Below are 24,199 nucleotides of genomic sequence, written 5' to 3'. Positions count from 1 at the left end.
GTAATCCCCCGGGAAATCGGGCGGAAAAGGCCGCGATTCCCTGCCCGGGCGGGGGAGGTCCTGCCAAACTAGATACGTCTGGAGCGCGTACCCATACCACGATATTCCATGGCGGCGACGATCGCAGAAAAGATATTCTCGATGAAATGCGGCAGGGCTGTCCGCGCGGGGGATGTGGTGATGGCGCCGGTGGACGCGGCTATGATCCACGACATCACCGGCCCGCTGGCGGTCCGGGTCTTCCGCGAGATGGGCGGCGAACACGTCTATGATCCGGAGCGGATCATCATGCTCTTCGACCACCAGATCCCCGCCGACTCGATACCGGCTGCCGAGAACCATGTATTCATGCGGCAGTTCGCACAGGAGCAGGGGATCCACAACTACGACCTCCTCGAGGGTGTCTGCCACCAGGTTGTGATGGAGAAAGGGCGGGCGGCTCCCGGCGAGATCATCGTCGGCACCGACTCTCACACCTGCACTTACGGTGCCGCAGGCGCGTTTGCGACCGGCATCGGTTCCACCGATATGGGGTTTGTGCTGAAGTTCGGGGCGCTCTACTTCCGGGTTCCCGAGAGCCTCCGCATTGAGGTGGACGGGACGTTCGGCCGGAGGGTGGGGGCAAAAGACCTGATCCTCTCCCTCGCCGGCGACATCGGCGCCGACGGCGCGACCTACATGGCGCTCGAGTTCACCGGCGGGGCGATAAGGGAGATGAACATGGCTGGCCGGATGACCTGCGCGAACATGGCAATAGAGATGGGGGCGAAGGCTGGGATCGTGCCGCCCGACGCGGCGACCTGGGCCTACGTCGCCGCCCGCCGCGATATCGAGCCGTTCGACCTTGCAAGCGACCCTGATGCGGCATACGCGGGACGCCGGCAGTACGACGTCACCGACCTTGCACCCCAGGTCGCCGTCCCCCACAACGTGGACAACGTCGTGGATGTCGGGGATGTGGCGGGGACGAAGATCGACCAGGTCTTCGTCGGCTCCTGCACCAACGGGCGGTATGAAGACCTCGCCGAGGCGGCAGAGGTGCTTGGGACCGCTGACCGCTTCGCCGCCGGCATCCGCGTGATCGTCATACCGGCCTCGCGCACCGAGTACCTCAAGGCCCTCCGGGCCGGGCTCATCGAGCGGTTCGTCGAGGCGGGAGCCCTCGTCGAGGCGCCCTGCTGCGGCCCCTGCATGGGCGGCGCGTTCGGCCTCCTCGCCCCCGGCGAGGTCTCGCTCTCTACGTCGAACCGGAACTTCCGGGGCAGGCAGGGGAGCACGCAGGCGTCGGTCTACCTCGCCTCGCCGGCGACGGCGGCGGCAAGCGCCCTCTACGGTGAGATCACCGATCCGAGGGAGGTGTGACCCATGCGGGCATGGAAGTTTGGCAACGATATTGATACGGACGCGATCATACCGGGGAGGTTCCTGACGATCTACGATCCGGCGGAACTCGCGAAGCACGCGTTCGAGGGGACGAGGGATGAGTTTGCAAAGGGCGCACGGGAAGGCGACGTCGTGGTGGCGGGCACCAACTTCGGGTGCGGCTCCTCCCGGGAGCACGCACCGCTCGCGCTCCTCGGGGCCGGCATCAGGGTCGTGGTCGCAGAGTCCTTTGCCCGGATATTCTACCGAAACGCCGTCAACACCGGGCTCCTGCCCCTGATCTGCGCCGAGGCCGGTGAGATCCGGGACGGCGATACCGTATCGGTGGATATCGGCGGGGGCTTTATCGCGGTGAACGGGAAGCAGTTCGCCGTCGAGTCGGTCCCCGGTTTCCTCCAGACGATCGTCGAGGCCGGCGGCCTCGTGGCCTATGCGAAAGGCTTGGAACGGGTGGAGACATGCAGCACAAAGTAGCAGCCATCGGCGGGGACGGGATCGGCCCCGAGATCGTAGCGGCAGGCAAAGAGGTCCTCGACGCCGCGGGAGAGCGCTTTGGGTTCGACATAGCGTGGACCGACTTCGATATCGGGGCGGAGCGCTACCTCGCGACAGGGGACCTCCTCACCGAGGAGGATATCCGGGAACTCTCAAAGTTCCGGGCGATCTACTTCGGGGCCATCGGCGACGAACGGGTGAAGCCCGGGATCCTCGAGAAGGGCATCCTGCTTGCGATCCGGTTCCACTTCGACCAGTTCATCAACCTCCGGCCGATCAGACTCCTTGAAGGGGTCACGACACCGCTCGCGAACAAAAAGCCGGAGGATATCGACTTCGTCGTGGTCCGGGAGAACACCGAGGACTTCTACGTCGGTATCGGCTCGCGGTTTACCGGGAAGCGGGAGAGAAAGACGCTCGAGGTCGTCCGCGACATCTACAACGTCAAATTCGGGCTGGACGTCGAGACCGACGCCGACGAGATCGCCTACCAGATCGGCGTCGTCACCCGGCCGGGCGCACAGCGGGCGATCCGCTACGCCTTCGACCTGGCCGACCGGAGGCGTAAAAGACTCACGTCGGTCGATAAGGCAAACGTCCTCTCCGACGTCTACGGCCTCTGGCGGGACGTCTTCACCGAAGTCGCCGTTGAATACCCGGGCGTCGCGACGGAGTTCAACTTCGTGGACGCTGTCACAATGTGGTTCGTCAAGAACCCCGAGTGGTTCGACGTCGTCGTCACCCCGAACATGTTCGGCGACATCATAACCGATCTCGGTGCCATGATCCAGGGCGGGCTCGGCCTTGCCCCCGGCGGGAACATCAACCCCCGGGGCACCTCTATGTTCGAGCCGATCCACGGCTCTGCGCCGAAGTACCGGGGGCAGGACGTCGCCAACCCGCTCGCGACCATTTGGGCGGGCTCGATGCTCCTCGACCACATCGGCGAGCATGAGGCTGCGGCGGCCGTTCTTGGGGCAATCGAGCGGAGCATACTCGACGGGTTCGTGACCCGGGATATGGGCGGGGCGAGGAAGACGAGCGAGGTTGGGCGATACGTCGCGTCGCTCGTGGAGAAGGCGTAGGGCTGCCGTCCGCCCTCTCCGGCCCCGGGACTTCTCCCGGTCCCCGGGGAAGGGCTGTTCTTTATATCCCCGCACCGCCATGATCTTGTAGTCCGATGCAAAACAACCAGCATACGCCGTGCGAAAACCCGCTCTGGCCCTGTGCGATGACCGGGGCGGTCGCATGCCTCGCGGGTTTCGAGGACCTCGCCGTCATCGTCCACGGTTCGAGCGGGTGCTACTTCTACCCTGCATCTCTCGTCGGGGTCCCGATCCACGGTACGTTCCTTGTCGAGAACGAGATCATCTTCGGCACGGAGTCCCGCCTGCAGGAGGTGATCCGGGAACTCGACGGCCGGTACTCCCGGATAGCCGTGGTCAACACCTGCGTACCCGCCATCATGGGCGAGGATATCGGCGATCTCGCCCATGATGGGCAGGTCATTATCGTCGACAGCCCGGGGTTCCTCGGGGACCTCGAGGCCGGATACCGCCGGGCGCTTGAGCAGGTCGCGCCGGAGGTGGACCCCGATGCCGCCGGCGTCAACATCGACGGCATCTGCCGCACCGACCCCTTCTGCCGGGGAAACGCCATCGAGGCGCGGCGCCTGCTCAACCTGGCCGGGGCAACCGTCGCCACGACGTTCTGCCTGGACCGCTACGCCGCGGCTCACCGTGCGGCACCCTTCACCGTCGGCACGAACCCGGACCTCGCAAGCGGCGTCGGGACGGAATGCGGCTCGCTCCTGGGCCTCGATGCCGTCGCCGGGACCTTCGAGAGACTTGCCGCCGAGGTTGACGGCATCGATCCCCGGCCGGTCACAGAGGAGATCGCCTGGGCCGATGCCCGGATCACGAAGGCCTGCGACAAGTACCTTCGCAGGTTCGACCCGCCCCGGGTGGCGATCTGTGCCGGGCGCTCGTATGCCATGTTTGCGAGAGAACTCCTGAAGCAGTATCTCGGTGCGGATATCGCCTGCGTCGCTGTCAGGAACGACCCCGATTCCCGCAATGACACCGTCACCCCTACGGCCGACTTCTCGACTATCCGGGGAATGATCCGGGAAGCCGAGCCGGACCTGGTCCTTGGCTCCTCCTACGAGCGGGCGATCTGCAGCAATGCCGCATTCGTCGGGCTGACGCCGCCGCTCCGGGGCCGGGTTCTCCTCTCCTCCCGTGCGGTGGCCGGAATCGAAGGGGTGCTCTGGCTGATGGATGAGGTGCTCAACGCCTGCATCAATCGAAACCGGCGCCCGGAAAGCGAGAGCACGGACCTCTCCTGAGGAAAACGTTAATACTCCCGGTGCCAGAGCACTCATGCAGGAGAACGGGGATTCGCCCGGATCCCCGGCTACCGCTGGAGATGGTATGCATGCCGCTTGTCAAGATTGAGATCCGTTCCGGAAAGCCGGTTGAGTACCGGCAATCACTTATCGAGAGCCTTCGTGAGGCCTTTCTGGACACACTGCAGACCCCGGAGGCCGCCCTCTGGATCCGGCTCTGTGAGCGGAAGGAGGAGAACTTCCCGATGCCTCCCGGCCGATCCGATGGCGCAGTCCTGATCGAGGCCTCCCTCATGCCGGGGCGCAGCGCCGAGAAGAAAGAGGCGCTCTATCGGGCGATCGTGGAGCGCCTGACCCTTGGTGCCGGGGTCAGGCCTGATGATATCTGTATCGTCCTCTACGAGCCGCCTGCCGAGAACTGGGCTGAACACGGGGGAGCCTTCATGGTCTCCCGGTAAGCCTGCCTGCGGCGAAGTTACATCGCCATAAGATTTTTATGACCCGGCACGCACAAGGGGTGTCGGCCTGTCCCTATGGGCAGACCAGTATGAGGGGGGTTATTGCATGACACATTACGGCGGATACGCCGCCCACGGTATGCTCCTTGAGAAGATGTACGATCTCCTCGACGAGGACCAGATGCGGCAATTGATGATCCGTATGATCGAGTCTCGCATCAAGATGAAAGAGCACCGGATCGAGATGATGCAGTACAAGGTCGAGACGTATAAGATGGCGCGCGAGATGCTCCAGGCGGGCGCGAAGAAGAAGTGAGCCTGCGTCCCAGAGGGCCCCGGGCTACATGCGCACCGGGGCCGCTGCCTATTTTTAGCCTTCACGACGAATACGTCGGCATGGACCTGATGATCAGGGGGTATCGCGAACCAGATTTTCAGTCGGTCTCTGCCCTTGAGCGGGAGAATAGCCCGGCGGACTGCAAGCCTGAGGTCTTCATCCGGCAGGCGGGCGTCCTCTTTCCCGATACGTTCCTCGTCGCAGAATATGGGGGGAGAGTCGTCGGCTACACTATCGGGGCTCTCGTGCAGCACCAGCCGGCCACAGGGTGGATTGTCCGGCTGGCGGTGGCGGAGCGGCACCGGCGCCGGGGGTTCGGGAAAAACCTCGTCGCTGCCGTCACCGAGAGCCTCCGGGAGCAGGGGGCGGGTGAGGTCTACCTCTCGGTCTCGCCGTCGAACCACGCCGCCCGGGTGCTCTATGAGAAACGCGGGTTCCGGGAGGTGGACTTCTGCCCGGCCTACTTCGGTGAGGGGGCCGATCGCTACATACTCCGCAGTGATCTGGCATGCCCGGAAGGCTTAATCAGTCGGGATTGAGATAGTGGTGTGATAGCATGCTCCTCACTCCGCTCCGTATAGGGGAGGCGTTCAAACCGGCGCCACGGTTCCAGTCGTACCTCTACGCGTCCCTGGTCCTGACCGTCCTCCTCCTCATCGTGCCCTGGCTGGCCCCCATCATCCTTTTCAGCCCGGCAGCCGTCGCTGTCGTCATCACTGTACCCGTGCTTGCCGTCATCGTATTCGTCGTCTACTGGATTCCCCTCTACTATGAGAGCATCGCCTACCGGCTCACCGTCACCGAGATCACCTGGCAGCGGGGAGTCTGGTTCCGGCAGACGGGGATCGTCCCCTACAACCGGATTACGAATGTCGATATCGTCCAGGGCCCCCTGATGCGGTTCTTCTCCTTCTCGGCGGTCCGGGTGCAGACCGCGGGCTACTCGGCCCAGGCCCGGGCGGAGATTGTCCTCAACGGGATAGCGGACCCAAAGGACCTCCAGGAGAAGATCATGAACTTCGTGCGGAGGACCGGGCCGGTCGCTGTCGGGGGCGAGCCGGAACAGCCGCTGACCGCCGACGCTACGGTGGAGGAACTGCGGGCGATCCGGCGGTTGCTGGAGAGCCTGCTGGAGAAGTAGGAGACCCTTTTCTGGTCGCCGGGAAAAAGAAAGAGCGCTATTTCCCGGCGACCGTGTCCCGCTTGACGACCAGGACGGGTTGATGGGCGTTTTTGACCACATACTCCGAGACCGTCCCGAGCAGGCGGTCACGGATGTTCGACCGGCCGTGCGAACCGATGACGATGAGGGAGGCCCCCTCCGCATCCGCCGCAGCCACGATCTCCTTTCCCGGGCTCCCTACGGGCGTCCGGACGATCACCCTCACGCCCTGCTTCTCGAGCGCTCGCCGGGTATCGATGATCTTGTGCTGGATCTCCTCCCGCAGTCGTCTCTGGGTATCGGTCTCCTGGTCGGATACGGTCCCGAGAAACCCCTGCCCCCCCGAGGCTATCAGCGTGACGTCCTTCTGGTCGATGACATGGACGAGGACCACCTCCCGGGTTCCCGCCTCCTGCAGTGCCGGGATGTAATCCAGCACTTTCATGGATGGCACTGAAAAGTCCGTTGGAAACAAGATGCGTTCGAACATACTCTGGCACTCTCTCTGGTGTTCTCTTCTCTGTGCACTGGATATTTAAATGATATCGTCTGGAGCCTGCTGGGCAAGTGGGGTAGCGAAAGCGTTGCTCGTTGTCATACCGTGTTGAGGCCGCCCCGGAATCTCTTTGCCGGGAGGGGGTTTCGCATCTTCTGGTGGCCCCGATGAGGGTGGTGCTGGATCCGGCTTGTCCCCGGGATCGGCCTTTCTAATGCAAGAGATTGTCTGAAACAGGTCCTTCCCCGGGTATGTCCCCCTGCAGTGGACCATGGTGGCTATCGCCATTGGGCGGGGCGGGGGAGAATCCCCCTCCTCATAGGCGGGTACCACCCAATCCGCCCAGTTCACCCCCGCCTCTCCCCCCGGATCAGCACCCTCCACCCATGCAGCATCCGCCGGAGCCCGGCGGTCCCCACGGGTGCCGGGTACGGGCGCGGGATAGCGGTCCCGTCCGGGGCGACGGTGAGGCCAAGGGCCCCGGCGCACTCGGTGCAGACGGTCTCTGCGCCCGGATCAGCCTCGAACATGGGGTGGGGGGACCGGAACTGCACCCTGCTGCCTGCGATATCGGCGAACTTCCCGAGCATCTCCGCCTGGTAGGTGCGCTCCTCTTCGATGGCGGCCGTGGCGTCGATGCCGCAGATCCGGCCCACTTCCTCGAGGAAACGGCACGTCCCCCCGAGACCGGCCGGGAACGAGTCTACGTAGGGGGTGCCAAACCTCCTCTTGAAGTCCTCACCGACCGGCCGGAGCGCCGGTTCCCGGAGGACGTTCACGGCGGCGGACCCGAGACGCCCGACATCCCCCGTCCCGATCCTCCGCACGAACCGGAGGTTGACCTCGATGCCGAGCCGGGCAAGGAGGCGTGCGATCTCGGCGGCGTTCTCGTCGACGGCGTACTCCAGGTTCTTCTCGCCGACCAGGTTTGCCGAGAGGGTCTTCTCGGTCATGGGCCGGGCGAGCGAGGCGACAGTTGAGAGGGCGTTTTTGATCCCGGTCTCAAAAACCCCGCCGAGGAACCCCGCTGTCGGCACGGCGATCACCGGGACGCTCCGGGCCTTCGCACAGACCCCCGCGGTGTCGTCTCCGATCGTCTCGACGATGCAGGTCGAGAGGACGAAGATAGAGGCTGGTGTAGGGGAGAGGGAGAGTGCCTGTCCTATAGTCCTCTCCAGCGCCTCTTCCCCCCCGAATATGATATCGTTCTCCGTAAGACGGGTGGAGAGGAGGCGGGGGACTTCGAGTCGGTCGTTCGAGAGCAGCGTGGCGTGGATGAGGGAGAAGTTATGGTGCGCACATCCCGACGGGCCGTGGATGATGCAGACGGCGTCCCGTACCTCCGTGAGCACCGAGAGCGCTCCGGTCAGGGTGCACCCCTCAAACCTGGACGAATTCGAGGGCGAAGGATTCGAGTTCATCCATCTCGAGGGGTGTGGGGATACTCGTTGTTCTGTTTCCGTAGATCGTGCGCCCGAGTTCCTCGTAGACCGCCGCCTGGTCCGACCCGGGGGCGTATTCAACGACCGTCTGCCTGTGCAGTTCCGCAATCTGCACCCCCCTGTCCCGGGGGACGTAGGCGATGAGGCGGGAGTTGATCCGGCGGGCGAACTCCTCCACCAGGTCCCGCTCGCCCTCGATATTCTTTGCGTTGCAGATAACGCCGCCGAGCGTGCACCTGCTGCGCACCCGGCGTGAGAGGCGGGCGATGGCCTTTGCAATGTTATTTGCCGCGTAGATCGACATCAGTTCGCCGGAGGTGACCAGATACACCTCCTGCGCGTATCCTTCCCGCATCGGCATAGCAAACCCGCCGCAGACGACGTCCCCGAGGACGTCGTAGACGATCACGTCGCCTTTGAGGGCATCCAGGCGTTCGAGGAGCTGGAACGTTGCGATGATGCCCCGTCCAGCGCACCCGATCCCCGGTTCAGGGCCGCCGGCCTCCACACAGCGCACCCCCCGGAAGCCTCGATAGACCACATCATCGACGGTGATCTTATCGTCCCCGCGCTCCCGGATGAGGTCGAGCACCGTCGGGATCCATGTCCCGTGCATCAGCATGCGGGTACTGTCGTGCTTCGGATCGCAGCCGATCTGCAGGATATCGAGCCCTTCCCCTGCGAGTGCTGCCGATAGGTTTGCTGCAGTAGTGGATTTCCCGATTCCACCCTTCCCGTAGAGGGCGATCTGTTTCATTGTTTCTACTATGCGCTTGCATGGGTAATTAGGTGTCGGATGGTGTTCGCACTATCGCAGTATATATTGTTTGTTGTGATCATTGCGGCTCCTCTTTGGTCTCACTTTTATATATAATAGGATTTAATTTAGTATTTTGATTTTCGGTGACCTAAAATCAGTTCTTTAATATTGAAAAAGTATATATCTGGCTGTTTGAAACACTCTGGTAAGCAGAGGGAAAGAGAACCATGGACCCACGATTTCGATCACGGCTGATTGCGGCGATCATCCTCCTTGTCGTCGTCTGCTCGGCCTTTTCGGTGAGCCCGGTTGCCGGATTCCGTCTGGAAAACAGAGATGGGAGCGGCACCGAAGCGGCACTTGCAGAGGCTCTGGTGCTGCAGCAGAGCACCAAAATCAGAGAAGAGTTCATAAAGGACATCACAGTCTACATCGACAGCAATAATGAGTTGTTCAGGCAGCAGGACCTCTCCGGGAACATGAGCGGCCTGTACGTCTCTGATGAGAATGCAATCTACATCCGGTCGGACAGGGACCCGGCGCGGGCCGATGACGTCTTTACCCAGCAGGTCGGGTACCGGGTCTATCACACCATGGGATTTGGCGAGAGCACGGTCTTCCCGACGCTAGAGGCAAAGCCCGGGTCTTACCTGACCGGGATCACGGTCCCGCCCGGCGAGGAGAAGGGGGCGGCGCTCTTTGCCGAAGCCTTCATGCTCTACCACACCTCCCCGGCACTCCTGAAGACAGATGCCCCTGAAGTCTACACCTACATGGATCTGCTCGCAAAGAGCGGCGGGGACCAGGCGGCGGTGGATGACCTGTACATCCACCACGAGCCGGAGTGACCGGCCCTCCACCTCTCTTTTGCGGCTGGAGCGACCGGTCACTCAAACCCTTTCAGGACGCCCATGAAGAGCATGATCACCGGAATGATCTCGAGGCGCCCTATCCACATGATCAGGATGAAGAGGACCTTCGCCGGATCGGCCATGTCAGGTGAGACGAATCCCGCGGTCATGCCGTTGTTGCACATGGCGGAGACGATCTCGAAGATAACGTTGCTCGAGTCGAAGGATGTCGGCTGCAGGTGCATCGCCAGCACCGTGGCAACGAAGATCGTCAGGAAATAGAGCATGATGACCAGCATGTTCCGGGAGACCTCGAGGTCGGCGACGTTCTTCGGGATCACCTTGCCGTCGTATTTGAAGGGCACGAGCACCTTCCCGGAGACGAACATCCGCCGGAACCACCAGAGCAGACTCTGAAAGCCGAGGACTACCCGGGAGAGCTTGATACCGCCGGCGGTGCTCCCCGACGACCCGCCGATCACGATCAGCATCGAGAGGAAGAGGACCGTCACGCTCGCCCACTCGTTCGGGGAGGCGACCTGAAACCCGGTGCTGGTGATTCCCGCCGCCGACATAAAGAGCGCCTGGCGGATGGCGGTGGGGAGATCGGTGGCGCTGAGCGTGACAAGGTCCCACGTTATCACGACGATACCGAGCGCGACGAGCATAAAGAGGAGGCGTGCCTGCTGATCGTTAAAGAAGTGCACCCCTTTCCTGCGGTAGAGGAGGTAGTAGAGTTTGAACGGCAGGGCGCCGGCGATCATGACCGGGACGATGAGGACCTCAAGAAGCGGGTTTCTGTAGAAGGGAATCCCTCCCGAGTGGGGGGAGAACCCGCCGGTGGAGATTGCGGCAAGGGCGATATTCACCGCGTCCCAGAGGGGGACCCCTGATACGAGGATCAGAACGACCGACGCGAAGGTCAGCATCAGGTAAATCTTCCACATCTCAAAGCCCGTTGCGACAACACTCGGCATCAACGCCTCTGAGCGCCCCTCCGACCGGTAGAGACGGAACTGGGTCAGCCCGGTCCTCGATGCCATAGCAATGGTGAAGGCGACGATACCGAGGCCGCCGAGCCACTGCATCAGCGACCGCCAGAAAATGAGCGTCCGGGGCAGATCATCGACCGACCGCATCATGGTCAGGCCGGTATCGGTCCACCCCGACATCGCCTCAAAGACACCGTCGAGGTACGGGACGCCAATCCCGAGGCTGAACGGCAGGGCGCTCACCAGCGCCATGGTAAGCCAGATCAGGGCGACGGCCATGAGGGCGGCGGAGAGGGGGGCCTCCCGCTCCTGCCGGGGAACCCGGGCAAGAAGCGTCCCGAGAAGAAAGAGAGTGACGGGGACGGAGGCCATGGGCAGGATCATCTCCCACTCCTGATAGATCACCGCCACGGCAAGCGGCACCGCCGTGCCGATGCTTATGTACCGGAATATACTGCCGATGTCGGGTGCGATGATCGAGAACTGCTCGATCCTAGCCATCGATACACGTTTCCCGGGCGCTCTTATCTACTTTCTCCTGCGGTCGTTCAACTCCCTGGGCGTCGGAGGACGCGTCCTCATCACCTGCGGCCGCACCTGCACCCGCCGCTCCCCGCAGACGTCCCCTCCTCCCCTCCCGCACCCGGAGCGCTCTCGATGGCGATGCGCCGGTTGATGATCCGCCAGGCAAGGATGAGCTGAGCTATACCACTGGCCGTCAGGTAAGCACCGTTCTGGACAAGGTCGATGGGCTGCACCTGTGTCTGGATCTCAATATTCCTCTCCAGTTTCCTCGCCACAGCGTAGTTTAACTCCCCGTCGAACGTGAGTGCTCCCATCGGCCTCCCCCCGACGCCTTCGGTAGTGAACTCAACCATAAAGTCTCGTTGCGAGAGGGAGAGGATCGGGTAGAGGTCGATGGAGAGGTCGACGTTCTTGATGCTCCTGTCGATCTCATTCTGGCAGAGGGTGACGTGGTAGACGTTCCGGTCCTCGCTTGCCTCCCGGCCGTACTTCGAGAAGGCGATCCTGATGACAGCATCTGCAAACCGGCACTGCGGCTCGACGTACCGCTCGTAGTCGGGCTTACGCTCTGCCATCTCCCTGATGACCGACTCCGGCGAATAGCCGCGTTGTTCCACGTCGCGCTTTATCTTCCAGGCACGCTTGACATCGGGGTCCGGATCCACGTAGAGTTTGAAGTCGATCAGATCCCGCATCTTTTTGGTGATGAAGGGGTGCAACCCCTCGAGGATCAGGATCTTTGTGGGTTTGAAGAGCACCGGGGGGTCGAATACACCGCTGTCATGATTGTAGACCGGTTTTGTGATCGACCTTCCTGCTTTGAGGTCCAGAAGGTGCTCTTCGAGCAGGTCAAACCGGTTTGCCTCGGGAACGAGCGGGGTGATTCCGAGTTCTTTGCGCTCCTGGCGGTCATACCTGTGGTAATCGTCGATGGTGATGGTGGAGACGAGATCCTTTCCGAAGATCGCCCTGATAGCCCGGGTGAAGGTGGTCTTTCCGCTCCCGCTATCTCCTGCTACGCCGATGATAAAGACGTAGGGTGACTCTGCAATGACTCTCTTGAAATCAGATGGGGGCATAACTCAACTCAAGAATTGGTCGGTACTCTATACAGTTAAGATTTCGGTTCCGGGAGGATGGGTTTGATCCGGACCAGAAAAGAGAGGGGTGGAAGAGGTTCTCCTCTCCTGCCGGATACCTCAGGGCCGGATGATCCCCGCTTCTTCATGTTTCTTCTGGATATCGTCGGCGAGCCGATCCAGCGCCGCGAAGTCTACCTCCTTCGGGTAGCCCCTGACGTAGACCGGTTCGAGGAACTCGACCTTGAGCCGGCCGAGCATATCCTTCAGGGTATCGACGGTCTTCCCGCCCCAGCCGTAGGACCCGATCACCGTTGCGTACCGGGTCTTTGGACGGAGGAGGTTTGCGAGGTACGCGGCGTAAACCACCTGCGGGTGGGGGCCGAAGATGAGTGTCGGCGACCCTATCACGACTGTCGCAGCATCCACGAGGGCCTTTGCAAGGTCGCCGGTATCAGCCTTCGTCAGATTGAACGGCTGCACCGGAATCCCTCTCTGCATCAGGGCACCAATGAGGTGGTCGACCATCGCCTGGGTGCTTCCGTGCATGGAGACGAAAGGAAGCACCACCACGTTCTTCACGGCATCACCCGTCCAGTCCCGGTATGCGTCCATGATGAACGCCGGTCTGTCGTAGACCGGGCCGTGGCTCGGGGCGATTATATCGATCTCGCGTGATGCCAGTTTCTCCAGGTGTCCCTTGATGCTGGCGCGAAACGGCATCATGATCTCGGCGTAGTAGCGTTTTGCGGACTCGTAGATCACGCCCTCGTCGGGGACGTAGAGGGAACTCGTCGCGTAGTGCGAACCGAAGAGGTCGCAGGGGAAGAGGACCCGGTCTTCCCGGAGGTAGGAGAGCATCGTCTCCGGCCAGTGAACCCAGGGGGCGATGATGAACTCGAGGGTTTTGCCTCCCAGGGGGAGCGTATCCCCGTCGCCGATGACGATGACCCGGTCCTCCGGTATGTGGAGGAGGTCGACCAGGAAGTCCCGGCATTTCTGGTTCGTCACCACCTTCGCTTCCCCGAACCGTTCGAGCATTGCAGGTATCGAGCCCGAATGGTCCTGCTCGGCATGGCTCGCGACGATGTAGTCGATGCTCCCGACGCCGAGCGAGTCCAGGTTCCCCGTAAGGTCCTGGGTCTTCGCCGGATCGACGGTGTCGATCAGCGCCGTCTTATCGCTGCCCCGCACCAGGTAGCTGTTGTAGGTGGTGCCGTCGGGAAGGGAGATCAGTTCGTCGAAGATCCGGCGGTCCCAGTCGATGGCCCCGACGGCGAAGACGCCCGGCACAATTTCACGCGGGATCATGCCCTGCCGCCCCCCTTTGATCTATTCCGGTTGTTATACGGTGTGTGCATACGTTCCGACATTTTTCACGCTCCGTAGACTGCAACCGGCCGGCATCATCCTGCCACGCCGGTCGATGAACGTGTATCCGGCCCGGGGACTGATAACGGTTTCGCCATGCGTCCACGCTACCCTCCTCCCGGAGCGCCCCCGGAGGGGAGAGTGGTCTGCCTGTCCTTCCCGCCATCCTCGCTCCCCTCTCTCCGGACAGCGTTTGCGAAGAGGTGAGCCTGCCGGGTCGGCTCCGGGAGCCGGTATCCCCGGGCGGTTGCGAGGACGAGGTCGACTGCGGGCATGAGGGCAATCCGGTGCCCCACGGAGACGTAGACCGGTTTCGTCTTCTCTTTCGTCCGCACCGCCATCCCTATCGTCTCACCGTTGCGGAGTAACGGGCTCGCCGAACCTCTGGCGGCCCCTGGCTCCGTCGCCGTGCCGACGAGGAGGCTCTTTGCGACCCCGACGGTGGGCCGGTCCAGCAGGACGCCCATGTGGCTTGCGATGCCGAGACCGCGGGGGTGGGCGATCCCCTGCCCGTCGAAGAAGATGATATCCGGCTCGGACCGCAGCCTTCGGAACGCCTCGATGAGGGCGGGACCTTCGCGGAACGTCAGGAGGCCGGGAATGTAAGGAAACGGCGTCTCTGCGGAGGCAGAGACCCGCTCAATGACGGTGAGGTCGGGATACCGGAGGGCGACGACGACCGCATAGATCTCGTTTGAGCCCTTCGCGTAGGAGGCGTCGGCGCCGGCCACAAGGGAGACTTCTCCTATATCGCCGGAGAGGCGGACCCGGGTCCGGAGCGCCTCCTGGAGGTGGGCGGCTTCGGCAGGCGTCAGGTCGAATGAGGGGGTCTCTCTGATCTTCATGGTCATCTCCCGGTCATGGAACCGTCCGGACCCGGATAGAACTGTTATCATATACCGGGTTGAGTGCGGCATCCCGTGGGGTCGGGACCTATGGGCAGGAGGATCAACTCCGGTATATATTGTTCTTCCTGCTCGCGCTCCCCGGCGCACCGATGGTGCCTTGTCTTTGTAAGACCTGCCCCTCCTCCATCATGTCTACGTTGCCGCCCCGGGGATCGGGGAGCTTTTATATGCATTGAGAGGGGGTACGCCCGGAGAGTCACCTTTGGAGGGTGAGCGGCATGGCGCGATGGGTGTGCAGTGTCTGTGATTATGAGTACAACGAAGAGGCGGGAGACGCCGCCGCCGGCATACCTCCGGGAACACGGTTTGAAGACCTCCCCGACGACTGGCGGTGCCCCGGTTGCAGGGTCGGGAAGGAAGCGTTTGTGCGAGCTAGCGAAGAGGAGGTGGAGATGAATGGAGAAGACTACCTTTGAAGGGCCCGCCACGACCGTGGCCGACGTGCTGGTCTCGGAACTGGCGGCATGGGGGATCACCCTGTATTTCGGCATCCCCGGAGCGTCGTCGCTCCCGCTCGTGGACGCGGTCAGGAGGAGCCCGAACGCCCGGTACATCGTCGTCCGCCACGAGCAGACAGCCGCGATGGCAGCGTCCGCTTACAACAAATTCACGGGAAATATGGCGGTCTGCCTGACCATCGCCGGGCCGGGAGCAACGAATCTCGCCACTGGTCTCTATGACGCGAAGGAGGATAGGGCAAGCGTGCTCGCGCTCAACGGGCAGGTGAAGATGCAGTACGCCGGTCCCGGCGGCATCCAGGAGATCGACCAGGACGCGTTCTTCCGGCCCGTCACGGTCTTCAACAACACCGTAGCCGACCCGGCGACGGCGGTCAAACTCCTCACCCGGGCGCTGCGCTACGCCATCGTTGCCCACGGCGTTGCCCAGCTCTCTCTCCCGAACGATGTCCAGGCCGCACCGCTTGAGCCTGCCTACTGCGAGCGCGAGACCTGCCTCCCGGAGGTCAGGGTTGCGCCGACCGATGAGGCTGTCAGGGCGGCGGCGGAGGCGATCGACGGTGCCGAGCGCCCGGTCATCCTCGCGGGTTTCGGGGCCATGAAGGCGGCCGGAGCAGTCCTTGACCTGGCGAGGACGATCCAGGCGCCGATCGCCACCACCTTCCGGGCGAAGGGTATCCTCCCCGATGAGAACGAGTGGGTCGCGGGGCTACATGGCGAGCTCGGGACGCCGCACGCCCTGACGCTCGTCCAGAAGTCGGACCTTGTGATCGCCTGCGGTGCAAGTTTCTCCGACCTCACCGGGATTCCCGGGAGTAAGCGAGCCGTCCATATCGACATAGACCCGCTCCAGCTCGGAAAACACCCGCTTGTCGCGGCGGTCTGGGGAGACTGCGCCATTGCTCTCCCCCGGATCCGTGAGCAGGTCCGGGCGCGGGAGGACAAGGGCGTCAGGCAGTGGCTCGCGGAGAAAAAACGCGAGTGGCTCGACCGGCTTGACCGGGAGGCCGACCCGGAGGCCGTCCCCATCCGCCCGCCCTATATCATGAAGATCCTCTCCGAGACCCTGCCGGAGGATGCGGTCATATCACTCGACGTTGGGGATAACCAGTGGTGGTTTGGGCGAAACTTCCGGATGAAACGGCAGCGGTTCGCGATGTCCGGCTACCTCGGGACGATGGGGTTCGGGCTTCCCGGGGCGATTGCAGCCAAACTCGCCTATCCGGAGAAGACCGTCGTCTGCATCACCGGGGACGGCGGGTTCTCCATGGTCATGGCCGACTTTGTCACGGCGGTCAAGTACGATCTTCCCATCGTCGTGGTGGTCCTGAACAACCACGAACTTGCCATGATCCGTGAGGAGCAGCGGGAGGCGGATTACCCGCCGTACGGCACTGACCTCACGAACCCCGACTTTGCCGCCTTTGCCGGGGCCTCGGGCGGCGCCGGTATACGGGTGACCCGCCCGCAGGACCTTGCCGGTGCAGTCGAAGAAGCCCTGAAGATGGACCGGCCCGTCGTCATCGATATCGAGACCGACCCGGAGCGGTTCCGGCAAAAAAAGAGTGAGCCGGCCTAGTCGCCGGAGAGGTAGTCGTAGAGGAACGCTGCGAGCACCGCACCGATGATAGGGCCGATGATGTAGATGGGGAAGAGCGCCCAGAGGTTCTGCCCCGCAAGCAGCCAGTCCCCGAGGTACGGCCCGAACGTACGGGCGGGGTTCAACGACGCGCCGGTCAGGTTCCCGGTCGCCGTGATGATACCGGCGACCGCGAGACCCACCGCGAGGCCGGCGAATCCTGGAGTTGCCCGCTCGTCGACGGCGGCGCCCATGATGACGAGCATGAGAAGGAACGTCCCGACGGCCTCGATGACGATCGCCTGCAGGTAGCCGATGCCGAGGAAGGGTGCCGTTGCCCCGAGGCCCCCGATGGCGACGGCGTCCGGGCCGACGGCCCAGGCAAAGAGCAGGCTTGCGGCCGCAGCACCGACGAGCTGGGCGACGATGTACGGGCCCACATCCCGGCCCGGAAATCGGCCGGTCGCAAAGAGGGCTATCGTCACCGCCGGATTGATGTGACATCCCGATACTCTCCCGAGTGCGTAGATGGACCCGGCGATGGCGATGCCGAAGGCGAGCCCTATGGCGAGCCAGTCACCGAGGCCCCCAAGCGCCCCGATCCCTATGTTGAAGGGAGTCGACGGGGTGGTTCCTGAGGCGAGCATCAGCGTGACGGCCGCAGCACCGGCTCCGAAGAAGACCAGGATGAAGGTGCCGACGGCCTCGGCAATGGACCGCTTACCAAGAGATACAGTCATGATTTCACCAGATAATCATATCCTCTTTTTAGAGTAGGGCTTCTGCTAAAATTGTATGGGAGTGTGCCTCACTTCCCATACAGGGCAGCATAGCACTCGGGACAGAGAATTCTCGGCAGCGGAGCCTTCACACGCTTGCTGGGGAACGGGTAGCCCCCCTCCCAGACATCGACATCCTTCCGGATAGCGTGCTCCATGCAGAGCCCCATCCCGCAGACGATGCAGATCGCCACCGCCTCGCTCTCTCCCCCCTGAAGGGCGCAGTAGTAGCACTTCACGGCAACTCCCCCTTCAGACCGCCTCTTTCCACTGGCAGTACTGGTGCCGCAGATCGACCAGGCACGCCGCGGCGCAGTTCTTGCAGGCCCGCACCGGAGCGGCCGCCGTCTCCTTCTCGAGGGCAATGATGTTGGTCATCATCGTCGCGGTCACGGGTTCGCTGGTCAGGAGGCACGGGTAGTCGGCAAGCCGCATCAGGGCGGAGAACCGGACCGATATGGCGCAGGCCGCGTAGACGTACCACTGCGGGTTCATCAGCACCTCGTTGTTGTGGATGGGCGAGAGGTCGACGGGATACTTGCCGACCATGGGGACCAGCGCCTCATCGGACCCGTTCCGGTTCCGCTGTGCCTTGTCGAGGATCTTCCACCCGCGGTAGATCATGTCCATGAAGTCGCAGTTGTGGAGTTCTGCCGCCGCTCCCCTGGCCGGGTAGACCTGGACATAGTTGTGGAACCTCTTCGTGAGCAGGTCGACGATCATGGGAGCGTTGAACGCGTCAAGTTCGAGGATATACTCGGTCGCGGCCGCCGATGAACCGGTTGCGAGCGAGAGAACGTCCCAGTAACTCTTGTAGGAGTCAAGCGAGTTCCGGAGCGTGGACTCCATCACCCCGGTGACCGCCTCGATAACCGCCATGACGACGTCGTCCTTGCACATATTGAAGGTCGACTGCGCGATGTGGTGCGAGATGTCACCGACGCTGTAGGCGGGAACGGTCAGGATGTTGCCGTAGTGAACGCCGTCATCGATCGCAGCCCTGACGGTCGCCTCCATCCGCCGCCGGTACTCGCTCATGTACTTCCGCTGATCAAAGGAAGTCATTCCGGCGTCATCCATCAGTTCCGCCTGGGCTTCGACCGGTTCGCGGTAGATCTTCTGCATGATCTCGATCTCTTTGGCCGTCGCCTCGGTGGGGGTGGCCCCTGCCTCGAGGGCATGGGCGAAGGCGTCGCCGAAACCATAGGAGGTGTTCATACCCCACGATTTGGCGGCCAGGATAGCCCGCTTGTGCTCGACCGGTATATCGGTCTTCGTCAGCACGCGGTTCACCACGTTGCTCGTGCTTCCCGGCATCAGCGCAAAGTCGACGACGCAGGTGGGGCCGTAGAACCCGCCGTAGTGCCGCACCGCCTCAAGGCCTATCAGGGCCTCTGCATCCGCGATCGCCTGAGTGAAGGCATCGACGCTTTTTGCGAACGCCTCGTCCTGGCTTTTCAGGATCTCGAGCACGACCGGGGTCTGGTAGTGCTCGACGAACGGGTCGTCTTCGGGGCGGACGGTCCTGGTGAGGCCTTTGAGGATCTCGTAGTGCGAGATCACCGAGTTCTTGTGGAGGTCGATGACCGCCTGGCTCTGGTCGCCGATCGCCGTCATCTTCCGGGCCACATCGACGTAGGGTTTTGTGTCCTCGATGACGAATTTCTGACCGCGTTTCGCCTTTACCGTATCCACATCCGCCCGCTGGGCGGCCATGGCCTCGTTTATCATCTTCTCATAGAGTTCTCTCATGTCAATCACCTATGGGTATGGTATCCTGCTGGAGTCTCAGGTGTTCATAAAGCGATCCCTGCGGTGGTCCGATCATGAACGCACCGGATTCGGCAAAGCCATCACTGAGAGATGGGTGCGATAATTACGGCGCTATGCAACATGATGGATTTACGGCGCCGGGAGAACGGTGGTGGGGTGGAGTCAGGAGTGTCCGGGTGGTCGCCAGGAAGCCTCTCTGACGCTGCTGCTGGGTCCCTGTATCCCCCATCTCACATCTGGATCCAGGTACTGGTATTCCAATGGCATACTGCGCCCTGATACTTTATATCTGTTGTGACGTTGACAAACTACCGTACCCTCCCGGTACCGGGGTCTGTTCCTGGATCAAGCCCCTGTCTCCTGGTGTCCTGCAGGAAACGCCTGCCGGATGGTGCGTCAGAACCAGGCGTCAAGTGTCTTCTGCGTCGCCTTCGTCGAGACTTTGGCAAGAGCGCTTCCAACCCGCTCTTCAGAGAAGTCATAGCGCCCGCAGAGCATCTCCACAACCCCGTCGACGTCCGGCGTCCTCCACTCGAGGGTGTAGTCGTCGGTGACCGGCGGGTTCTGGAAGAACTCCCGGATAGGCCCGGGGTCGAAGTCGGGCTGCTTCTCGGCGATCAAAGACTCGAACTCGCCGTTTCGCACGACCTTCAAGGCCGTCTTGCCGCCGACACCCCGGATCCCCGGGTTGAAGTCCGTGCCCACGAGGATGCCGATCTCGACGAGCTGCTCCCGGGTGACACCCAGGCAGTCGAGGAGGGAGGAGAGGACGATCCTCTCAGGGTTCACTGTGATCGTCCGGCCCCGCGCTTTCCGCCGCCCGCTGACCGTGAGGTTCCGCACCAGCACCGGGGAACCGAAGAGGAGCGAGTCGTAGTCCTGCGAGACCGCGTAGGTGACGCTACCGCTCCGTGCCATGTGGGCCGCCTGGGCTTCGCCTTCGCTCGGCGCCTGGACCCAGGGTATGCCGAGCAGGTCGAGGAGTTCGTGGGACGACGTGAGGGTGTGGCTGTCGACCCGGGCGGATGCGCTCGCCTGTTTATACGCCTCCTCGATATCCCCCTCCCGGAGCGCCGCCTTCCAGGCCTCATCGGCCCTGGTGCGGACGAGCCGCCGCTCCCGGATCGTCTCCTGCTTGAACTCCGGCGGCTTCCCGTCAAAGACGAAGACCGGCTTGATCCCCTTCTCCAGGAAGTTTGCCGTCCGGAAGAGGATCCCGGAGAGGTGCGATGTGATCCGGCCCGCACCGTCCATCAGCGGGGTGCCGTCCGGCTGCCGGATGATCGAGAGAAACTGGTAGAGCGCGTTATGAGCGTCCACCGCTGCGATGCCGGAGAGGTCGTCCCACGTCGACGTCTCTTTACAGTCTGCCAGAATATCCCGGATAGCAACGCCCATGCTTACTTACTCATGAGAGGGGCAGAGGCCATTAAGATGGCGATCCGGTTCACCGATACATTCGCCGGGAGAGCCCGTCGACGATCTCCTCGATGTGGCTCACGGTAGTATCGTACCTGGCGCTCATCGTCTTTCCCATCTCCTCCATGTTCACGCGCATGGTGCGCTCCCGCTGTGCGACACTCTGTTCGAGGCTCACAATCTTCATGCTAAGAGAGATGAGCAGCCCCCCGAGAGAGAGCATCATGAGCGTCGCAGCAACCGCTATGGTCAGGTCCTGCCAGAACCGCATCACCAGCACGACGGTGGAGACCACCATCACGATGGTGAGAATAATGTCGCCGATGAGTTCGCGAATCTCCATATTTTAAAGTGATGAGGATGCATTAATTAACCTACCTAAAATGAATGGAGTTGTATAATGCAGATACGCGACTGGCTACCGCTTCTTGGAATGCCCATCATGCTCCTCTCTGTCCAGGTGATTGCCGTCATACTCGTCCTCCCCATGCAGGCGGCGGGGCTTGTGGCGTTTGAAGATCCCGAGTCGGTTGCGAATCCCCTGATATTCATAGGGATGCTGCTCGCCTTCACGCTGGTCCTGCTCTTCCTGATCCGGGTGGGAGGACGGCGCTTCATCGCTGCCTTCATAGGTTTTGCCATATTCATGACGTTCCTCTACATCTTCGGGGCGCTCTCCACCCTCGCGCTCGGGACCACCGATCTCGCCGTCGTCGGAACGCTCATCGGTGCCGGGGCGGCGACGGCGCTCCTCTACCTCTACCCGGAGTGGTACGTCATCGATATTCTCGGCGTGCTGATGTCCGCCGGCGTTGCATCCATCTTCGGCATATCCCTCGCGGTCCTGCCGGTTCTCGTGCTGCTCGTGCTGCTCGCTGTCTACGACGCCATATCGGTCTATCGGACAAAGCACATGATCACGCTCGCCGAGGGCGTCCTCGAGACAAAAGCCCCCATCATGGTCATGGTCCCGAAGAGAATGGACTACTCGTTCCGGCGGGAGGGCCTCAACATGGGGGAGGGGGAGGAGCGCGGCGCGTTCGTCATGGGTATGGGGGACCTGATCATGCCCTCCATACTCGTGGCATCGTCGCACGTCTTTGTGGATGCGCCCGCCGTCCTCTGGGTTCTCTCCGCGCCGACGCTCGGCGCGATGGCAGGGTCGCTTGCCGGCCTCGCCGCGCTCCTCTATGTTGTCAACAAGGGAAAACCCCAGGCGGGCCTCCCGCCCTTAAACGGCGGTGCTATTCTTGGGTTTCTGGTTGGGGCGGCTCTCGCAGGCTCGCTTGCGTGGTGTCCTTTCTGTATGTAAGCAGAAGGTCGAGCACCGTCTCCACTCCCTCGCCGGTGAGCGTGGACATCGCCGGGTAGCCCTCGATTCCCTGGATATCCGCCTTGTTCGCGACCGTCACCACCGGCCCATCGACGAGCCGGCGTATCTCATCAAGAAGCCGGACCTGGTCGTCGAGCGTGTACCCGCAGTGCTCGCTTGCATCCAGTACGAAGAGCACGACGTCGGCGGTGTTGATGATGGCGCTTACTGCCTGCCGCTCGATGGGGTTTCTCTCGTCCGTCGGGCGCTCGAGGACTCCGGGCGTATCGATGAACTGGATCCGTTCGCGTTTCCCGATATCACGGTGGCCGACAATGATTCCCTTGGTAGTGAACGGGTAGGCGGCGATCTCGGGTTCTGCTGTTGAGACGAGCCTGATAAATGAGGATTTCCCTACGTTGGGGTATCCTGCCACCACCACGGTGAAGTCGTCCTCGTTCACGTGCGGAAGTTTCCGCAGTATGTTCCGGGCTTCGTTGAGGTAGACGAGGTCGTCTTCCACCTGGTGGACGACCGAGGCGATCCGGGCGACGGCCTGCCGGCGGGGCCGGCCCGTATCCTCCGCCGACCGCATGTCGTGGGCGTACCCCGAGCCGATGGTCATGACCCTGTCAGCCGCCCAGGTGACGGCGCCGAGGGACTGTTTCAGCCGGTCGAGCGAGACGAGGATGTCGGTCACCTCCTGGTAGAAGGGCGAGAGGCGCTCGAAACTCGGGAACGAACTGACCACGCTCTCCAGCTTGTCGTGGACGGCTTTCGCGACCGCTCTCACGAACTCCTCGTTTGCCCGATCGACGTTGATCTTCAGTTTCTTCTTGGCTGCCGCCCTGCGAAGACTGCGGTCGAGCAATTCGTCCGCCGTCGGAACGGTCGGGATGGTTTCAAACTCCACTGCACGCACAACCTAATGTATTTAAACAACGCATTATGACTGATAATTATGGATCTCTCTCCAATTCAGAAGGATATCCTGATAACTCTGATTACACTATATCATCAGTCTTCTCACTCTATAAAAGGTGAGGAGATCGCGGATGTGCTGAAGCGTAACCCCGGCACTGTTCGTAACCAGATGCAGGCATTAAAAGCACTGGGGCTTGTCGACGGCGTGCCCGGTCCCAAAGGCGGTTACAGCCCAACCGCCCGTGCATACAAGGAACTGAACCTCGCGGACCTTGAGCACCAGTCCGAGGTGCAGATCCTCCGCGATGGTGAGAAGGTGAAGGGGGTCCGTGTTGCGGAGCTCGGTTTCACCACCCTCTGCCACCCGGATCTCTGTCAGGCGATGGTCAGGATCATCGGGAGCGTGAAACTCTTCCGCGTGGGGGATATGGTCTCGATCGGGCCCACGCCGGTGAACAAACTCCTCGTCCGCGGTGAGATCTTCGGGATGGACGAAAACCAGCAGGCGCTTCTGATCAGTGTATCCGAGATGATATCTCTGCCGAAACAGTCGATCGGGCACTACATGAGCACCCCGCTCCTGACCCTGCCGCTCTCTGCCACCCTCCGAGATGCTGTTCACCTCTTCAACACACACCACATTCACGGGGCGCCGGTGATGGAGGATGGCGACCTCGCGGGCATCGTGACATTGAGCGATGTCGCCCGCGGCCTGGACGAGGGTCTGACGCTGGATACGCCTGCCGCACAGGTCATGACCACCGATGTGGTGGAGGCGCCGTCGTCGATCCGGCTCTATGAACTCGTGGGCCGGTTTAAGGAACGGGAGATAGGGAGGTTGATTGTGGTCGAGGATGGTAAGCCCGTAGGGATAGTTACCCAGACCGATATTATTCGAGTCTTTCCCTCACTTTGATACCCTCCCCGTTCGGAATTTCGCGCTTCGACCCCTCTGGTGACGGATAAGTATTTATATAAGAATACCTATGGTGCTTCTGTAAAACGAGTTCTGTTTGAGAGTACATTTCACAGAGCTCAATGAAAAGGGGGAAATGAGAACATGACAGATATACCTCTAGCACCTATTGGCAGAATCGTGAAGAAGTCGGGCGCGGAACGTGTGAGTTCCGATGCCAATGAAGAGCTCGCAAAATTGATGGAACAGTACGCGTCACGGATCGCAAAAGAGGCGATCAAGCTGGCGGGTCATGCCGGCAGAAAGACGGTCAAGGCAACCGATGTCCGGATGGCAGCCGAGTCCGTGAAGTGAACCAACCCTGACTCCATTTTTACAGCCCGGAGGGATCTGCTCCTCTGCCTGATCCGTTCGGTAGTGCTCCAGCATAGAA

27 protein-coding genes are annotated in these 24,199 nt (G+C 62.1%); 14 read left to right on the top strand and 13 right to left on the bottom strand.

What is annotated here, in order from left to right; all coding sequences use genetic code 11:
• Positions 1-108: 108 nt before the first annotated feature.
• The 8 genes from BP846_RS03610 (at position 109) to BP846_RS03575 (ending at position 6,161) form a co-directional block, all read left to right on the top strand.
• Positions 109-1,362 carry a 3-isopropylmalate dehydratase large subunit gene (locus BP846_RS03610; protein ID WP_292392685.1) on the top strand — a complete coding sequence of 418 codons (1,254 nt, stop codon included), beginning with the start codon at positions 109-111 and terminating at the stop codon, positions 1,360-1,362.
• A gap of 3 nt (positions 1,363-1,365) precedes the next feature.
• Positions 1,366-1,857, top strand: a complete 492-nt coding sequence (locus BP846_RS03605) for a 3-isopropylmalate dehydratase small subunit (RefSeq protein ID WP_292392684.1) — start codon at positions 1,366-1,368, stop codon at positions 1,855-1,857.
• Complete coding sequence (locus BP846_RS03600) at positions 1,842-2,963, top strand: isocitrate/isopropylmalate dehydrogenase family protein (protein ID WP_292392683.1); 1,122 nt, start codon at positions 1,842-1,844, stop codon at positions 2,961-2,963. Before BP846_RS03605 ends, BP846_RS03600 begins: the two co-directional genes overlap by 16 nt.
• A gap of 95 nt (positions 2,964-3,058) precedes the next feature.
• The gene (locus tag BP846_RS03595) at positions 3,059-4,225 is read left to right on the top strand and encodes a nitrogenase component 1 (RefSeq protein WP_292392681.1); all 1,167 of its coding nucleotides are present in this window, start codon (positions 3,059-3,061) and stop codon (positions 4,223-4,225) included.
• An 89-nt stretch (positions 4,226-4,314) separates the two neighbouring features.
• Positions 4,315-4,683, top strand: coding sequence for a tautomerase family protein (locus tag BP846_RS03590; RefSeq protein ID WP_292392680.1), 369 nt, complete (start codon positions 4,315-4,317; stop codon positions 4,681-4,683).
• Positions 4,684-4,789: 106 nt separating this feature from the next.
• On the top strand, positions 4,790-4,999 hold the full coding sequence (locus BP846_RS03585) for a hypothetical protein (protein ID WP_292392679.1): 210 nt from the start codon (positions 4,790-4,792) through the stop codon (positions 4,997-4,999).
• Between the two features lie 80 nt (positions 5,000-5,079).
• A complete protein-coding gene (locus BP846_RS03580; RefSeq protein ID WP_292392678.1) occupies positions 5,080-5,559 on the top strand; it encodes a GNAT family N-acetyltransferase in 480 nt (159 codons plus the stop codon).
• A 17-nt stretch (positions 5,560-5,576) separates the two neighbouring features.
• Positions 5,577-6,161, top strand: coding sequence for a PH domain-containing protein (locus BP846_RS03575; protein WP_292392677.1), 585 nt, complete (start codon positions 5,577-5,579; stop codon positions 6,159-6,161).
• Between the two features lie 37 nt (positions 6,162-6,198).
• Here BP846_RS03575 and BP846_RS03570 read toward each other — a convergent pair whose 3' ends face one another.
• From BP846_RS03570 to cfbC, 3 genes are all read right to left on the bottom strand, one after another.
• Positions 6,199-6,672: a universal stress protein gene (locus tag BP846_RS03570; protein WP_292392676.1), complete on the bottom strand. Its 474-nt coding sequence runs from the start codon at positions 6,670-6,672 to the stop codon at positions 6,199-6,201.
• 353 nt (positions 6,673-7,025) lie between these two features.
• The gene (locus BP846_RS03565; RefSeq protein WP_292392675.1) at positions 7,026-8,099 is read right to left on the bottom strand and encodes a nitrogenase component 1; all 1,074 of its coding nucleotides are present in this window, start codon (positions 8,097-8,099) and stop codon (positions 7,026-7,028) included.
• Positions 8,059-8,877 (bottom strand): Ni-sirohydrochlorin a,c-diamide reductive cyclase ATP-dependent reductase subunit, encoded by an 819-nt coding sequence (cfbC, locus tag BP846_RS03560; RefSeq protein ID WP_292392674.1) that lies wholly within the window; start codon positions 8,875-8,877, stop codon positions 8,059-8,061. Before cfbC ends, BP846_RS03565 begins: the two co-directional genes overlap by 41 nt.
• Positions 8,878-9,107: 230 nt before the next feature.
• Here cfbC and BP846_RS03555 point away from each other — a divergent pair, with 230 nt between their 5' ends.
• Positions 9,108-9,728: a hypothetical protein gene (locus tag BP846_RS03555; protein ID WP_292392673.1), complete on the top strand. Its 621-nt coding sequence runs from the start codon at positions 9,108-9,110 to the stop codon at positions 9,726-9,728.
• 38 nt (positions 9,729-9,766) lie between these two features.
• On the opposite strand, the gene BP846_RS03550 is transcribed toward BP846_RS03555, so the two are convergent.
• From BP846_RS03550 to nfi, 4 genes are all read right to left on the bottom strand, one after another.
• Positions 9,767-11,224, bottom strand: coding sequence for a TrkH family potassium uptake protein (locus tag BP846_RS03550; protein ID WP_292392671.1), 1,458 nt, complete (start codon positions 11,222-11,224; stop codon positions 9,767-9,769).
• Between the two features lie 80 nt (positions 11,225-11,304).
• On the bottom strand, positions 11,305-12,327 hold the full coding sequence (locus tag BP846_RS03545) for a phosphoribulokinase (protein ID WP_292392670.1): 1,023 nt from the start codon (positions 12,325-12,327) through the stop codon (positions 11,305-11,307).
• A gap of 120 nt (positions 12,328-12,447) precedes the next feature.
• Entirely contained in the window at positions 12,448-13,638 is a 1,191-nt protein-coding gene (locus BP846_RS03540; RefSeq protein ID WP_292392669.1) for an FprA family A-type flavoprotein, read from the bottom strand.
• Between the two features lie 167 nt (positions 13,639-13,805).
• Complete coding sequence (gene nfi / locus BP846_RS03535) at positions 13,806-14,543, bottom strand: deoxyribonuclease V (RefSeq protein WP_292392668.1); 738 nt, start codon at positions 14,541-14,543, stop codon at positions 13,806-13,808.
• A gap of 281 nt (positions 14,544-14,824) precedes the next feature.
• Here nfi and BP846_RS03530 point away from each other — a divergent pair, with 281 nt between their 5' ends.
• The gene (locus tag BP846_RS03530; protein WP_292392667.1) at positions 14,825-15,022 is read left to right on the top strand and encodes a rubredoxin; all 198 of its coding nucleotides are present in this window, start codon (positions 14,825-14,827) and stop codon (positions 15,020-15,022) included.
• On the top strand, positions 15,003-16,643 hold the full coding sequence (locus BP846_RS03525; protein ID WP_292392666.1) for a thiamine pyrophosphate-binding protein: 1,641 nt from the start codon (positions 15,003-15,005) through the stop codon (positions 16,641-16,643). Before BP846_RS03530 ends, BP846_RS03525 begins: the two co-directional genes overlap by 20 nt.
• On the opposite strand, the gene BP846_RS03520 is transcribed toward BP846_RS03525, so the two are convergent.
• The 5 genes from BP846_RS03520 to BP846_RS03500 form a co-directional block, all read right to left on the bottom strand.
• Entirely contained in the window at positions 16,640-17,383 is a 744-nt protein-coding gene (locus BP846_RS03520; protein WP_292392665.1) for an MIP/aquaporin family protein, read from the bottom strand. The genes BP846_RS03525 and BP846_RS03520 overlap by 4 nt on opposite strands.
• A 68-nt stretch (positions 17,384-17,451) precedes the next feature.
• The gene (locus tag BP846_RS03515) at positions 17,452-17,661 is read right to left on the bottom strand and encodes a DUF2180 family protein (protein ID WP_292392664.1); all 210 of its coding nucleotides are present in this window, start codon (positions 17,659-17,661) and stop codon (positions 17,452-17,454) included.
• A 13-nt stretch (positions 17,662-17,674) separates the two neighbouring features.
• Positions 17,675-19,174 (bottom strand): DUF2193 domain-containing protein, encoded by a 1,500-nt coding sequence (locus BP846_RS03510; RefSeq protein ID WP_292392663.1) that lies wholly within the window; start codon positions 19,172-19,174, stop codon positions 17,675-17,677.
• A 417-nt stretch (positions 19,175-19,591) separates the two neighbouring features.
• A complete protein-coding gene (gene fen / locus BP846_RS03505; RefSeq protein WP_292392662.1) occupies positions 19,592-20,593 on the bottom strand; it encodes a flap endonuclease-1 in 1,002 nt (333 codons plus the stop codon).
• Between the two features lie 49 nt (positions 20,594-20,642).
• The gene (locus BP846_RS03500) at positions 20,643-20,957 is read right to left on the bottom strand and encodes a hypothetical protein (protein WP_292392661.1); all 315 of its coding nucleotides are present in this window, start codon (positions 20,955-20,957) and stop codon (positions 20,643-20,645) included.
• Between the two features lie 57 nt (positions 20,958-21,014).
• On the opposite strand from BP846_RS03500, the gene BP846_RS03495 reads away from it, so the two are divergent.
• Entirely contained in the window at positions 21,015-21,926 is a 912-nt protein-coding gene (locus BP846_RS03495) for a presenilin family intramembrane aspartyl protease PSH (protein ID WP_292392660.1), read from the top strand.
• On the opposite strand, the gene BP846_RS03490 is transcribed toward BP846_RS03495, so the two are convergent.
• On the bottom strand, positions 21,859-22,839 hold the full coding sequence (locus tag BP846_RS03490; protein WP_292392659.1) for an NOG1 family protein: 981 nt from the start codon (positions 22,837-22,839) through the stop codon (positions 21,859-21,861). The two genes, BP846_RS03495 and BP846_RS03490, sit on opposite strands and share 68 nt — an antisense overlap.
• A gap of 48 nt (positions 22,840-22,887) precedes the next feature.
• Between BP846_RS03490 and BP846_RS03485 the strand changes: the two genes are divergently transcribed.
• Together BP846_RS03485 and BP846_RS03480 are read left to right on the top strand one after the other, a co-directional pair.
• Positions 22,888-23,766: a CBS domain-containing protein gene (locus tag BP846_RS03485; protein WP_292392658.1), complete on the top strand. Its 879-nt coding sequence runs from the start codon at positions 22,888-22,890 to the stop codon at positions 23,764-23,766.
• Between the two features lie 144 nt (positions 23,767-23,910).
• Positions 23,911-24,120 carry a histone family protein gene (locus BP846_RS03480; protein ID WP_292392657.1) on the top strand — a complete coding sequence of 70 codons (210 nt, stop codon included), beginning with the start codon at positions 23,911-23,913 and terminating at the stop codon, positions 24,118-24,120.
• Positions 24,121-24,199 lie beyond the last annotated feature (79 nt).

It is taken from the genome of Methanoculleus sp. UBA303 (assembly GCA_002501655.1).
GTDB lineage: Archaea > Halobacteriota > Methanomicrobia > Methanomicrobiales > Methanoculleaceae > Methanoculleus.
This window is presented reverse-complemented; position numbering and strand designations above follow the sequence as displayed.